10 protein-coding genes are annotated in these 12941 nt (G+C 64.5%); 5 read left to right on the top strand and 5 right to left on the bottom strand.

Features of this window, described 5'->3' with window-relative positions; all coding sequences use genetic code 11:
- Positions 1-78: 78 nt before the first annotated feature.
- The 3 genes from SBP01_RS05210 to SBP01_RS05200 all read left to right on the top strand — a co-directional run bounded on the left by SBP01_RS05210 (position 79) and on the right by SBP01_RS05200 (position 3920).
- A complete protein-coding gene (locus SBP01_RS05210) occupies positions 79-489 on the top strand; it encodes a cupin domain-containing protein (RefSeq protein ID WP_320537745.1) in 411 nt (136 codons plus the stop codon).
- A gap of 488 nt (positions 490-977) precedes the next feature.
- Complete coding sequence (locus SBP01_RS05205) at positions 978-2474, top strand: APC family permease (RefSeq protein WP_320537744.1); 1497 nt, start codon at positions 978-980, stop codon at positions 2472-2474.
- Between the two features lie 135 nt (positions 2475-2609).
- The gene (locus SBP01_RS05200) at positions 2610-3920 is read left to right on the top strand and encodes a diguanylate cyclase domain-containing protein (protein WP_320537743.1); all 1311 of its coding nucleotides are present in this window, start codon (positions 2610-2612) and stop codon (positions 3918-3920) included.
- A 52-nt stretch (positions 3921-3972) separates the two neighbouring features.
- Here the strand turns inward: SBP01_RS05200 and SBP01_RS05195 are convergent, their stop codons facing one another.
- Positions 3973-4710 (bottom strand): hypothetical protein, encoded by a 738-nt coding sequence (locus SBP01_RS05195; RefSeq protein WP_320537742.1) that lies wholly within the window; start codon positions 4708-4710, stop codon positions 3973-3975.
- A 266-nt stretch (positions 4711-4976) separates the two neighbouring features.
- Here SBP01_RS05195 and SBP01_RS05190 point away from each other — a divergent pair, with 266 nt between their 5' ends.
- Positions 4977-6563 carry an alkaline phosphatase D family protein gene (locus SBP01_RS05190; RefSeq protein WP_320537741.1) on the top strand — a complete coding sequence of 529 codons (1587 nt, stop codon included), beginning with the start codon at positions 4977-4979 and terminating at the stop codon, positions 6561-6563.
- A 29-nt stretch (positions 6564-6592) separates the two neighbouring features.
- Here SBP01_RS05190 and SBP01_RS05185 read toward each other — a convergent pair whose 3' ends face one another.
- From SBP01_RS05185 to SBP01_RS05170, 4 genes are read right to left on the bottom strand one after another with little or no spacing between them, the layout of a single operon-like run.
- On the bottom strand, positions 6593-7822 hold the full coding sequence (locus tag SBP01_RS05185; protein ID WP_320537740.1) for a fumarylacetoacetate hydrolase family protein: 1230 nt from the start codon (positions 7820-7822) through the stop codon (positions 6593-6595).
- Complete coding sequence (locus SBP01_RS05180) at positions 7819-9285, bottom strand: aldehyde dehydrogenase (NADP(+)) (protein WP_320537739.1); 1467 nt, start codon at positions 9283-9285, stop codon at positions 7819-7821. The genes SBP01_RS05185 and SBP01_RS05180 overlap by 4 nt, the downstream gene beginning before the upstream one ends.
- Positions 9275-10354 carry a 2-hydroxyacid dehydrogenase gene (locus SBP01_RS05175; protein WP_320537738.1) on the bottom strand — a complete coding sequence of 360 codons (1080 nt, stop codon included), beginning with the start codon at positions 10352-10354 and terminating at the stop codon, positions 9275-9277. Before SBP01_RS05175 ends, SBP01_RS05180 begins: the two co-directional genes overlap by 11 nt.
- On the bottom strand, positions 10351-11577 hold the full coding sequence (locus SBP01_RS05170) for an MFS transporter (protein ID WP_320537737.1): 1227 nt from the start codon (positions 11575-11577) through the stop codon (positions 10351-10353). Before SBP01_RS05170 ends, SBP01_RS05175 begins: the two co-directional genes overlap by 4 nt.
- Positions 11578-12203: 626 nt before the next feature.
- Between SBP01_RS05170 and SBP01_RS05165 the strand changes: the two genes are divergently transcribed.
- Positions 12204-12938: a DUF5058 family protein gene (locus SBP01_RS05165; RefSeq protein WP_275212800.1), complete on the top strand. Its 735-nt coding sequence runs from the start codon at positions 12204-12206 to the stop codon at positions 12936-12938.
- Positions 12939-12941: the final 3 nt, after the last annotated feature.

The following is a 12941-nucleotide window of genomic DNA, read 5'->3' as shown; positions in this document are numbered from 1 at the left end:
ACATCACGTTGATTCACCAGCTTTTGGATTCACCGAAGTTCCCTCAGCAGGCTTCCCTTTGAAGAACGGTGAAAGATTATGGCCACAGCCACCACCCAGCTCCCGTCAGTGACGACGGGCGAACAGATCGACTTCTGGTCAATGCAGTCCATGACGGTCATGAAGGACGAATGGCCGCGACTGCGCTGCAGATTCATCAACGCTAATCCCGACGGACCATGGGATGACTTCCGGCTCTCGGAATGGGAACTGGAAGCCTGCGGATGGGAGGACTTTCACCCGCACTCCGAGACAAATTTCGTTGTGGAAGGCGAACTTTTCATCGAAAGTGAAGGCAAAACTGTCGTCCTTAAACCCGGGGATTCAGCTCGCGTCAACCCCGGACAGCTGGGCCGCTACTGGGCACCTGTCTATGCACGCATGGTGACGATTTACGGCCCCAACCCGGAGGGTGCAGTGTCGCACTCATTCCGGTACTACGAACTCTAGGCTTCAGTTTCCTCCGCGGTCGCTCCAGGCCAGGCAACGGCTTCTCCCTGACGGGCGCCGGCCCTCATGCCCTCGGTTGGTCCGCTGCACTTGTTTGCCCACTAAGCATTCCTACATTTTCGCGGATCGCCCGCGCTTTGCGGCCAAAGCACCAGCCTTTATGTACCACCTTCAAACTTTTACCGGCCGTAGGACCTGATACTGCAGACCGCAGCCGCAGGGCCTTGTCGAGCGGATAACAGCTAACAGATATATCAATCTTTGGCGTGCCTCCGTACTCTCAAGATGCCGTATGGTGCCTCCCTCTAAATGGCGGAGAGCTGCCATTGATTGGCGTCCGTCTTGAATAATCCTGACTAATCATGTCTTGCCCTTTTGAGCTGTCATATTGCGCCCTATCCAGCACTATTGGCACGGGCACCGCAATATTCAAGACCTCTTAATTCATCCTCACAGATCAGGCGACTTTGTCGTCTAAGGAGACTGTTATGAGTAAAAACATTTCGGATGGCATTGGCCACCTGGAAAGGTCCATCAACTGGAAACAGGGGTTGGCCATTGCGCTGGGTGTGCCGTTGTTGATTCTGCCGTCTCTCGGCTATCTGCCCATGTACATGGCTGCCGCCGCCATCCTCGTATGGGGGCTGTCGGTCATCCAGGGGTTTATCCAGAACGCCGCCTATGCGGAACTGGCCACCACCTTTCCCAAGGCCTCCGGCCTGCCCGGTTTCGCCCAGCATGTGTTTCGCACCGAGAACTACAAAGGCAAGTACGACAAGGGCAAGCTGATCGGCGGCTTCTCCGCGTGGAGCTACTGGTTTGCCTGGAATCCGGTCCTGGCCATCTTTTCCATCCTGGTGGGCGGCTACCTTCACGGACTGTTTCCGGTGTTGGCAGAAACCTTCACCGAATATCAGCTCTCCTTGATGTCAGGTCTGGTGATCTTCAGCGGACTCTTCATCGTGAACTGGTTCGGACTGAAGGACGGCGCCATCCTGGGGTACATCCTGGCGGCGGTCTCGCTGATTCCGCTGGTAATCCTGACCGCGGCGCCTTTCGCTACCGGGCACGTTGACATGGCCAACATCACGGGCAACTGGTGGCCGGCTGACTGGGCCTGGGACATGCACCACGTTCTGATCCTCTTTGGCATCTTCGCGATTGCCCAGTGGAGTGCCTGTGGCTGGGAAACCGCAGCAATTTACGCGCCCGAATACAAAAACCCGTCCAAGGACGTCCCGAAGGCGCTGTTTGCCTGCGGCGCCATCTGTTTCCTTTCTTATGTACTTGTTCAAACTGCCGTGATCGGCGTGCTGGGTGTTGACGGTGTGATGGCCGAGCCTCTCTCACCCCTGATTCCGGTGGCACAGGCCGTGTTCGGTGAAGCCGGCTCAGTCATTACGATCATCATGCTGATCGCCGCCATGATCCTGATCATCCAGACCGCTTACCTTGGTTCGTCCCGTGCCCTGCACTCGATGACGACGGAAGGCAACCTGCCCCGGGTGTTCGGCAAGACGAACCGGCACGGAACTCCATTCGTTGCCTTGCTTGTGACGGCCGCCTTCAATATGGTCCTGATTTCCATGGGTTCCCTCGCCGCGATCCTGGCGGCCGCCGCAATCGGCTACACCTGTGCCAACGGCATCAGCCTGTTCGCCTATGTCAGGGCCAAGAAGCACCCGGCTTTCGCCACTCTTGAAAGGCCGTTCAAGGCCCCCAAGGGCTGGAAGAACGTCGCGCTGATCTTCGGGTTGTTCAATCTGCCGCTGTGCCTGGTGGGTGTGGTCTACCTGAACAGCCAGGAAATCGGTTGGGCCTCCACCTGGCTCGGATTCCTCGTCCTGTCCCTCTACATCCCCATCTGGCTCTATTCCCAGCGCGAATCTGGCGGCGCGAAGGATGAAGCAGGCATCGTCGATGTTTCGGACAACGGCTCTGACAACGACGTCGAAGACCTGGAAACTGTCCCGTCTTCCAGGTGAATGACGGCTGCGGGGTGGTCGGCTGTTCTGCTGGCCACCCCGCAGCCGTGTGGCGCAGATGCCAAAGAAACAAACCCCTGTGCCTGGTGTGCGCCGTGTAACTTGGTCATTACCTTCCCCGGCCTGAGGACGCCCATGAATAACGCCCCCACCACGCGCTCGTACAGCCTGCAGCGCGAATGGTCCCGGGCGTTCACGTACATGCTGGTGGCCTTGCTGATCGGCGCCGTGGTCACCATTGCCGGTGTCCGGCTGGTGGTCAACGAGATGCAGGGTGCCGCCGGGCGCCTGAAGGCGGAGTACGGCAGCGTCGACCAACTGACAGCCGCCCTTGAAGTTCACGAGCAACTGGGACACTGTCTGATCGAGGCAAAGCCCGTGGACGGAACCGCCTTCGCCGGTGCGCAGGAAGACGTAGAGGCGCTGTTCAAAGCAGCCGCCGCCGTCGGCGTCGGGAACACAAGCCGGACCGCCGCGCTGGAGAAGGCACACCAGGACTGGCAAGCAAGCCTCGAGCAAAGCGGTCTCCGGGGCGCGCAGGCACCGGGGCTGACGGGAAACCACGTGGCCGATGCGACCGCCCTGATGGAAGCGAGTACGAACGTTCGCCGGCAGCTGGCCGCCATCCAGGCGTCGTCGGTGGACGGACTGGACCGGGGGCTGGTGGACACGAGCTTCTTCGAGGACCTGCTGTTCGTGGCCAGGTGGGTGCTCCTGTTGGTGGCGGTGGGCGGCACACTCTACCTCCGCCGTCGGATGGTCAAGGACCTCATCCGTCCGCTCAACAGCCTGCACCGCGGGGTCCGGAACCTGGAGGCGGGAGACTACAGCCACCGCCTGTCCGTGGCCCGCCGGGACGAGCTCGGCGAAGTGGCGGTGGCGTTCAACGGGATGGCCGCCGCGCTCCAGGACAGCCACGAAATACTGACCTACCGTGCCACGCACGATGACCTCACCGGGCTCGCCAACCGGGCGGCCCTCACCGAGCGGCTGGCGGCGTCATTCAGCCAGGACAAGCAGGCCCGGACGCGGAATGAGGGCCTGCTTTTCATCGACATCGATGACTTCAAAGACGTCAACGATTCGCTGGGCCACGAGGGCGGCGATGCGCTGCTGGTCCAGCTGGCCGAGCGGATCCGTTCCAGCGTCCGCAGCGGGGACCTGGTGGCCCGGCTGGGAGGTGACGAGTTCGCCGTCGTCGTGATGGATAACGACGACGGCACTCCCACAACGGGGCCCGTCGCCGAACGCATCTACGAGGCACTGAGCGAGCCGTTTGTGATCGGCGGCCGGCCGCTGCGCGTCTCGCTGAGCATCGGTGCCGCACAGCGGACACCGGAGACCGCGGACGTCAGGGAACTGCTGCGGCAGGCGGATTCGGCGATGTACCGCGCGAAGCATGGCGGCAAGGCCAGGTACGAGGCCTTCGATACCCTGGGCGGGTAAGCCGGCCGGGGCCCGGTGTCCGGTTCTTTCACCCTGCGGGCACACGCCACTTCTACGGAACGCCGGCTGCCCGTTCCGCCTCAGCCAGGGTCTGCGAAAACCTGTCCACAGCCAGCCTGTAAGCGGCCCCATTGCCTATGGCCCTCTCGTAATCGGCATTGTGCATGGCCCGGATCATGGCCGCGGTGGCCGGCAAGGAGACATCGGACATGGCGGGAAAATCGAACTGCAACTGCGGGTCCACCTCATAGGTGAGCCACCGCCGCTTCAGCAGATCGTGGCGGTCGGCGGTCCGCCCGTATTCGTGGACATCGGCGAGGGACAAGTGCGCCAACATCCCGGCGTCCGTGCCTGCGGCCCGGGACACTGCCCGGGCTCCCTCAGACTGCCGGCCAAGGGCCTCTTCGGTCCCCAACTCCAAGGGGGTGACGCCCTTCTGGATGAACTGGACGTTGTACTGGTAAGCCCGGATCTCCTCCGGCGTCATGTAGTCCAGTTCGCCGGGACTTTTCCGGGCCACCGGCCTGAAGCCGTAGCGGCTCGCCACGCTGCTGCGAGGGACCGGGAAGAGGTACTTGCCGCCGAAATACCCGATGGCGATGGCAATCCAGAACGTCCAGGTTGGAAAGTCCAGCCATGACGCCACAACAGCTGCACCCACGGTGCAGGCGGCATGGCCACGCGAAAAGAGCACCTTTGTCTTGCCGAGCCGGTACACACGGCGGGGACGGTCCAGCTGCTTCTCGTGGAATGCCTTGAGCGTGGCAGTCCATTCACCGGCGTTGCTCACCAGTCACTCTCCTCAGTCATGATGACGGCGACATTACCGTCGGGCTCTGACATCGGTGGCGTGCTGCTCGGCCTGGCCGCGGACAAACCCGGACACCGGTGTAGGACTTGACCGGCACGGCCCCCCTTCGCCAAAGATACCCTTTCCGCGGAGGACGTACCGGGGGTCCACTGCTTCGAACGGAATCGACAGCTCTTGTCACGCAGTTAACCGCACATTCACGTCATTCTTGGAACCTGTCCAACCGGCCTCCCTACGGTCGAACCATGGACAACATTTCACGCAGATCCCTGCTCACCGCCGGCCTCGGGGCCGGTCTCGTCGCCGCGTGGCCGAGTGCCGCCGTCGCCGTTTCAACCGCGGACGACGCCGGTCTCCGCACCGATCCTTTTATGCTGGGCATCGCCTCCGGCGAGCCGTGGCCGGACGGCTTTGTGATCTGGACGCGCCTCGCGATTGACCCGGTGGCCGGGGACGGCCTGGGCGGCATGCCCGCACGCAACGTCGCCGTCGCCTGGGAAGTGGCTGAAGACGCAAGCATGCGCACGGTAGTAGCCCGCGGCGTCGAGCAGGCCCGGATCGAAACCGCGCACTCGGTGCACGTGGAGCTGAAGGGACTCCGCCCGGGCCGCGAGTACTTCTACCGGTTCCGCACCGGCAAGCACGTCAGCCCGGTGGGCCGCACCCTCACCAGCCCGGCGCTGCACGAGACGCCGGCCGCGCTGGCCATGGCGTTCGCCAGCTGCGCGCAGTACGAGCACGGCTACTTCACTGCCTATTCGCGGCTGGCGCAGGACCACCCGGACCTGGTGCTGCACCTGGGCGACTACCTGTACGAGTACAAAAAGGACAGCTATGTGATCGGCGGCGGGAACCCGCGGGACCACGAAGGCCCGGAGACCGTCAGCCTCGCGGGCTACCGGCAGCGGCACGCGCAGTACAAGGCCGACGCCGATCTGCAGGCCGCGCACGCCGTCGCGCCGTGGCTGGTGGTGTGGGACGACCACGAAGTGGACAACAACTGGGCGGACGAGGTCCCGGAAAACGCGGACGCCGGGCAGCTGAACGACACCGCCGAACACTTCCGGCAGCGCCGCGCCGCCGCGTTCCAGGCGTACTACGAGAACATGCCCCTGCGCGCGTCATCGGTCCCGGCGGGTGCCGACATGAAGATTTACCGGACTTTGCAGTGGGGCCAGCTGGCCAACTTCCACATGATGGACACCCGGCAGTACCGCGACGACCAGCTCGCCGGTGACGGCTGGAAGAAGAACGTGGCCGGGCGTCTGGCCGAGGACCGCACCATCACCGGCGCCGAGCAGGAAAAGTGGCTGCTGGACGGCTTCAGGAACTCCACCCAGCGGTGGGACATCCTGGGCCAGCAGGTCTTCTTCACCGAGCGCGACCGGAACGCCGCACCGGAGATCGACGACGTCTCCATGGACGGCTGGGACGGTTACGCCGCCTCGCGCCGCCGCATCACCCAGGGCTGGGTGGACGCGAAGGTGCGCAACGCCGTCGTCCTCACCGGCGATGTGCACCGCAACTGGGCCAACGACGTCAAGGTGGACTACAAGGACCCTGCCTCCCCCGTGGCGGGTTCCGAGCTGGTCTGCACCTCCATCACCTCCACCGGCAACGGGTCAGGTTCAACCACCGACCCCGTCATGGCCTGGAACCCGCACCTGAAGTTCTACAACGACAACCGCGGGTACGTGAACACGCGCATCACCAGGGACGCGATGACCGCGGACTTCCGGACCCTGGACCACGTCACGACGCCGGGCGCTCCCGTTTCGACGAAGGCTTCGTTTGAGATCCGGGACGGGGTGCCGGGGCTGGTGGCAAGGTAGCCGAAGAACCCCGACGCTTCCAGCCCGCCTCACCCCTTGGCCGGAGCTGGGGCCACAGGATTCAGATGCACGGTTCCTGCCCTCGCCTCCAGCCCTGAAAGGTATGCGAACAGGGCACTGATCCCGAAGGTCCACGGCTCCATGTCCTCGGTCTTCCGGGTCCGGTTGACGAGCACTCCAAGCTGCGGGCTGCTGATGGTGACCACGTCGCCGGGCTTGTGCGTAAAGCCGAGCCCGGCGGCATCCCGGTCCTGCGTGGGCGCGAAGAGTGTTCCAGTAAAGAGGGCGAAGCCGTCCGGGTACTGGTGGTGGCGGCCCCAGGCAGCGTTAATGAGCTCCTCGAACGGACGGCTGATCCGGGCCAGGCTGTTGCGGCCCTCCAGCCGGTATCCGTCGGTTCCTTCTACCGTGAGGCTGATTTCCTCCGCCCGGAGGGACTCCAGGGTGAAGTCGTTATGGAAGAGCCGGATCAGCGGGCCGATGGCGCAGGATGCATTGTTGTCTTTGGCCATGCCCAGGAGGAGGGCACTGCGCCCTTCCACGTCACGGAGGTTGACGTCATTCCCCAGGGTGGCGCCCCTGGCCTGTCCGGATGAGTCAACAACAAGTACCAGTTCCGGTTCGGGGTTGTTCCACGACGAAAACCCGGGAACGCCCACCCCGGCGCCGAAGCCCACGGAGGACAGGACGGGAGCTTTGGTGAACACCTCCGGGTCCGGGCCAAGGCCCACCTCAAGGTACTGCGACCACAACCCCCGGGCTGACAACACCTTCTTGACTTCCCGCGCCTGTTCCGAGCCGGGGCGCAGCGTGTCCAGAGTTCCCCCGAGCGCCTCGCCCACCGTCCTGCGGGCCTCGGCCGCACGGGTGGAATCGCCACCGCAGCGCTCTTCGATGACCCGTTCCACCATGCTCTCCACGAACGTCACTCCGCATGCCTTGACCACCTGCAGGTCAATCGGGGACAGCAGATGGGGCCGCTCCCGGTCCCCCGCCAGCGAGGCATCGATCAGATCGGAAAGGTTCCAGCTGGTAGCACCATGGGAGCGCAGCACGTAGCCCGCCGGGTCTTCCAGTTCGAGGAGCCCGGCCACGGTGCGGACCATCGGGGTGAGGTCGAATACCTCGTCGCCCCGGACGGCCACCACCCTCGGCCCCCTCGAGGCGGGGTCCCACACGCGGCCCACCAGCACTGCGGCTGCCCCCTCTGTGGGAAGAACCTGCCCGGGGAGAATCTGACGGGGATCGGTTGCTGTCACTTGCTGTCCTCTCGTTGCACGGCCGGTTCTTTCCAGACCCCATCCACCCGCCGCCGGATGCGCCAGGCATTGGGGTCGCGCAACGGAACGGGCAATTGCGACGCCGGGAAGCTGTCGTAGGCCACGGGGCGCATAAAGCGGCCGATGGAAGCGGTCCCCACGGACGTGGTGGCCGCGGTGGTGGCGGGGTACGGCCCGCCATGGTGCTGGGCGTAGGTCACGGTGACGCCCGTCGGCCAGGCGTTCCAGAGAAGGCGGCCGGCCCGCTCCCGCAACTCGGTCAGCAATGCGGACACATCTTCCTCAGGCTCGGCCTGGACGGTGGCTGTCAACTGCCCCTCCAGCAGCCGGGCCAGGTCCGCCAAGTCCTCGCCCGGGTTGTAACCGACCACCAGTGTTGCCGGACCAAACATCTCCTGCTCGAGGACTTCCGGCTGTTCACGCACCTTCTGGGCAGCGATAAACAGCACCGTTGGCCTGGGCGCCTCCGCCTCATCCCCGGCCACCAGGACTTCAACGCCGGACGCCGACTGGACCGAGTTCAGCGCCTTGCCGAAGCCTTCCCGCAAGGCGGGGCTCAGGAGCAGGCTCGGTTGTTTCGAAGCCAACTCCCGGTGCAGCAGGTCGCTGACCTCTCCGGGATCCTGCACCGGAGCGAAGAGCAGCCCCGGCTTGGTGCAGAACTGACCCATACCCATCGTGAAGGACGCGGCGTAACCGGTGAGGATCTCCTCACGCCTGGTGTCCCAGGCCTTTTGGGTGACGAAAACAGGATTGATGCTGCCCAGCTCGCCGTAGAACGGGATGGGCACCCGCCGCTTGGAAGCACGGTCGAAGAGTGCCCGGCCGCCGGCTGTTGAGCCGGTGAAGCCGATCGCCCTGACCAGGGGATGGTCCACGAGACGTTCGGCTGCTTCCCTGCCAACAACCGTGCAGAAGAGGCCCTGTGGAGCGCCGGCCTTTGCCAGGGCCGCCGAGACCATATCAGCTGTGCGGATGCCCAGTCGGAGGTGCCCGCCGTGGATTTTGTGCACCACTGCGCAACCCGCGGCGAGGGCAGACGCGCTGTCTCCGCCCATCACGCTGAAGGCGAAAGGAAAGTTGGAGGCGCCAAAGACACCCACCACACCCAACGGCACGTTAACGCGCCGGATGTCCGGCCTTGGGCCCATCCCCCAGGCCGGATCCGCGTGGTCGATGGTCGCATCCAGGTGTTCCCCCCGGACGATTTCCGCGATGAACAACCGAAGCTGGAAAACGGACCTTCGCAGCTCAAAACGAAGACGGGCCTCATCCAGGTGTGTCTCCTCATGCCCCAGTGACACCAGCTCGTCGGCATGGGATTCCAGGGCCGCGGCGACCTCCTCCAGCCACCGGGCCCTGACACGCGGCTCAACATCCCGGGCATCCTCGTAGGCCTGGTGGGCTGCGACTATACGGCTGTCGGCTTGATCAGCTGTCATGGTTCCTCCCCTGTTTGGCGGCGAAGGCGGCCGAGTCAAATACCTCGGGGTTGAGGACATTCAGCGGCCGCTTCCCCGCTGCCGTGGCAAGGATCGAGCCGAGAGCAGCCGCGGAAACGTCCCGGGTAAAGTCCTTGGTCCAGCACAGTGAGTGCGGCGAGAGCACCACGTTGTCCAGGGTCAGCAGCGCGTCGTCGGGAAGCAGCGGCTCCGGTTCGAAGACGTCCAGCCCGGCACCGGCGATGAGTCCCGTTTGCAGGGCGCGGCGCAGGGCGTCGGTATCCACCAGTTTTCCCCGGCCGATATTGATGAGGTGGGCGCTGGGCTTCATCCGGGCCAGGGCGTCGGCACCGATGAGGTTTTCCGTCTCCGGGGTCAGTGCCGCACACAGCACCACGTAGTCGGAACGCTCAAGCAGCTCGTCCAGTCCAAGCAGTTCCACGCCCAGGCCGGCGGCCTCCGGATGGCGGCCACTGCGGTTGTTGCCCACCACCTTCATGCCCAACGGAGCCAGGAGCCTGGCAAGCTCCGCGCCGACGCTGCCGAAGCCCACAATGCCCACCGTCTGGCCGACGATCGGAGCCCCGCGGTAGCGTTCGCGGGCAGCCCAGTCCGAGGTCCGGGTGAGGCGGTCTTTGGCCAGCAGCTTGTGCGCGAGCGCCAACAAGAGCGTGAGGCCGGCTACCGCAAGCGGCCGCCGGATGGCGTCCGGCGTGTTGGTGACCACCACGCCGGCCCGGGTGCAGGATTCGAGATCGATCGTTTCGAACCCGGCACCGAACCGCGCAATCAGCCGAAGGTCCGGCGCGTGGTCCAGTGTTCTGGCGTCGAACGCGATGTGGCCCAGCGACAGCACGGCGTGGACGCCGGTGAGATCGGCCGGCGGAATCGGGTCCGTGTAGCTGGGCAGGACGTGCCACTGAACGCCCTGCTCGGTGAGCCGCCGGAGGCCGAGGTCTCCGTGGATGGAACTGCCATCAGGTTTTGCGGCGTCTGCCGTGACCGCTACGGTGAACGGAGCACGCACGGAGGTTCCCGGCGTCGTCAATTCATTCGTTGCGGTGCTCATGCGTTGACTCCGTTCCCATCGGAGGGTATTGCGGTCTTTTCCCTAATGGGTTCCCGCACCAAGAACGTGTACGCCACGGCGGCCATTGCCGCGATAACGCCGCCGATCACGAACGACGGCGCGTAGGAGCCGGTTGCGTCGGCGATGATACCGGTCAGGAGTGGTGCGAAGGCGCCGCCGAAGTAGCCGCCGAAGTTCTGGATGGCACCCACGGATGCCACCTGGGAGTTGTCCACGATGTCTCCAGGCATGGCCCACGCGGCTGCCTGCATGGTGGCAACGAAGCCCAGCGCCAGGGTCATCACGGCGATGGCGAGCGGGAGCGAATCAACGAACGGAATGAGGCAGATCAGGATACCGGCGACGACCGCCGCAATGGACATCACGTGGCGCTTGGCCTGCAGCGGATCACGGCCGGATTTCTTCGAGTAGCGGGTCATCACCCAGCCGCCGGTGATGCCCAGGATGGCCGCGCCCAGGTAAGGGACAGCCGCGAGCCAGCCGGAGTTTGCGATGCTGGCGCCGCGCTCTTCCTGCAGGTAGAGCGGGAGGAAGACAATGAAGATGTTCCAGATCCAAATGACGCAGAAGAATCCGGCCATCATGCCCCAGATCTGCCGGTGCTTGAACAGCCCGAGCCAGGAAACCTTCTTGGCAGACAGCTGCTGTGTGCTGCGCTGGCTTTCGATGTACTCCAGTTCCTCGGCGCTGACGCGCTTGTGCTCTTCCGGGGCGCGGTAGTAGATGAAGAAGGCAAGAGCCAGGACCAGGCCGGCGACACCGAGGAAGAGGAAGATGGCCTGCCAGCCGAAGGCCAGCATGATGGCGGTCAGGATGGGCGGCGCGATGGCCGGGCCCCACTTGGAACCGCTGTCCCAGATCGCGGTTGCCTGTCCGCGCTCCGAGCGGGGGAACCAGTCAGCGGTGAGTTTGGCGGATGCCGGGCCGTTGGGGGCCTCCGCAACGCCGAGAAGGAAGCGGAACGTGATGAACTGCCACATCCGGCTGCCCATGGCCATCAGGGCCGTTGCGATGCTCCAGCCGGCAATGGCCAGAAAATACATCCGGCGGGCACCAAGCTTGTCCACGAGCCAGCCGGCCGGCAGCTGTGCAAAGGCGTAGGTCCACGAGAAGATGGTGCCAAGCAATCCGATGTCCGTCCGGCTGAGGCCGAACTCCTTGATCAGTTCCGGCGCCGCAATCGAAATGGCGCTTCGGTCCATGTAATTGATGATCCCTGCGGCCAGTGCCCATCCAAGGATCCACCACCGCAAATTCTTGATCGTACGCCTGGTGGCCGACTCTTTGGGCTTAGTAATAACAGGCTCAGTCTGCACTGCTCACTCCCTCGTGATTTATACGGCAACCCCCCGGCTGCACAATCCAGAATCCTATAGGATCTTTGATTGATTGTGAAGCCGCTCACAAAAGGGGTTGGGCTGGCCGGCGGCGCAATGCGGGCCAGGGCCGGTAACGCGGCGCGCGGCGCGCCGACCTGGGCCAAGTCCCCCGCGGACCTAAGGGCGCCCAGTCGGCAGTCAGTGAGCGAGCGTCCGCGGAAAACCCACAGTATGTGAGCGAGCGTCCGCGGAAAACCCACATTAAGTGAGAGAGCGTCGGTGGGGGTGGGTGGGAGGGGTGGGTGGAAGGGGTGGCGGCCGGGAGTCGCCCTGGGCGCCGGGTGAGCGAACCGAGTGCATACTCGTCGATATCGACACAACTGCGGCCAAACCCTTGACTTATGGACATCATGTGGCGTTCCATAGAAGAAATCAGCAATGATGTGGGTCACAGAGGTAATAGATCGACATCACACCTGAGCCAATCCTGAAACCCCCTAGGAGTGCGGATGCACCGCTTCGCCGTCGACCCGGGTTCGACTGACATCAGCCCCGTGTCTTTCCACCCTGTTCTCTGGATCTGCGCCGCCGCCGTGTTCGCGGTCATCGTGCTCCAGTCCGTGATTTACCTGCGGGCCATCCGCAAGGCCGCCGGCTCGGTCAACCTGACGGACGAGCAGGTCATCGGCTCGGTCCGCCGCGGCGGCATCGCCGCGATCGGCCCGTCGCTCGCCGTCGCCCTCGTGGCCGTCTCGCTCCTGCCGCTCTTCAGCACCCCGGCCGTCCTGACCCGGATCGGCCTGGTGGGCTCCGCGGCGTTCGACGTCGCCGCGGCCGGTCTGGCGGCCCAGTCCCAGGGCGCCCAGCTCGGCGGCCCCACCTACACCCAGAAGGTCTTCGCCATCGGCTTCGCGGCCATGACCCTCGGCGGCCTGGTGTGGATGCTCACCGCGCTCATCCTCACCCCCATCCTGGCCAAGGGCGACAAGACGCTGCGCAAGGTCAACCCCGCCGTCATGACCGTGGTCCCCACGGCAGCGATCCTCGCCGCGTTCTTCACCCTCGCGTTCGCCGAGACCACCAAGTCCGGGGTCCATATCCTCACGCTGCTAGTCTCGGCCGTGGTCATGGGCCTGTGCATCGCCGCCGCGAAATTCTTCGACAAGCCCTGGCTGCGCGAGTGGGGCCTGGGCATCGCCATCTTCGTGGCCCTCGCCGCCGCCTTCATTGTCACCGCCAAGTAGCCC

The sequence above is a fragment of the Pseudarthrobacter sp. IC2-21 genome (genome assembly GCF_034048115.1).
Lineage (GTDB): Bacteria > Actinomycetota > Actinomycetes > Actinomycetales > Micrococcaceae > Arthrobacter > Arthrobacter naphthalenicus.
The sequence above is the reverse complement of the archived record's forward strand: the minus strand, read 5'-3'. Positions and strand labels throughout refer to the sequence as shown.

What these genes read in the sequence shown, in the direction of transcription:
- SBP01_RS05190 (WP_320537741.1), top strand. Translation starts at nt 4,977, where the DNA reads ATGGACAACATTTCACGCAGATCCCTGCTCACCGCCGGCCTCGGGGCC.
- SBP01_RS05200 (WP_320537743.1), top strand. Translation starts at nt 2,610, where the DNA reads ATGAATAACGCCCCCACCACGCGCTCGTACAGCCTGCAGCGCGAATGG.
- SBP01_RS05170 (WP_320537737.1), bottom strand. Translation starts at nt 11,577, where the DNA reads ATGGACCGAAGCGCCATTTCGATTGCGGCGCCGGAACTGATCAAGGAG.
- SBP01_RS05175 (WP_320537738.1), bottom strand. Translation starts at nt 10,354, where the DNA reads ATGAGCACCGCAACGAATGAATTGACGACGCCGGGAACCTCCGTGCGT.
- SBP01_RS05180 (WP_320537739.1), bottom strand. Translation starts at nt 9,285, where the DNA reads ATGACAGCTGATCAAGCCGACAGCCGTATAGTCGCAGCCCACCAGGCC.
- SBP01_RS05165 (WP_275212800.1), top strand. Translation starts at nt 12,204, where the DNA reads ATGCACCGCTTCGCCGTCGACCCGGGTTCGACTGACATCAGCCCCGTG.
- SBP01_RS05205 (WP_320537744.1), top strand. Translation starts at nt 978, where the DNA reads ATGAGTAAAAACATTTCGGATGGCATTGGCCACCTGGAAAGGTCCATC.
- SBP01_RS05210 (WP_320537745.1), top strand. Translation starts at nt 79, where the DNA reads ATGGCCACAGCCACCACCCAGCTCCCGTCAGTGACGACGGGCGAACAG.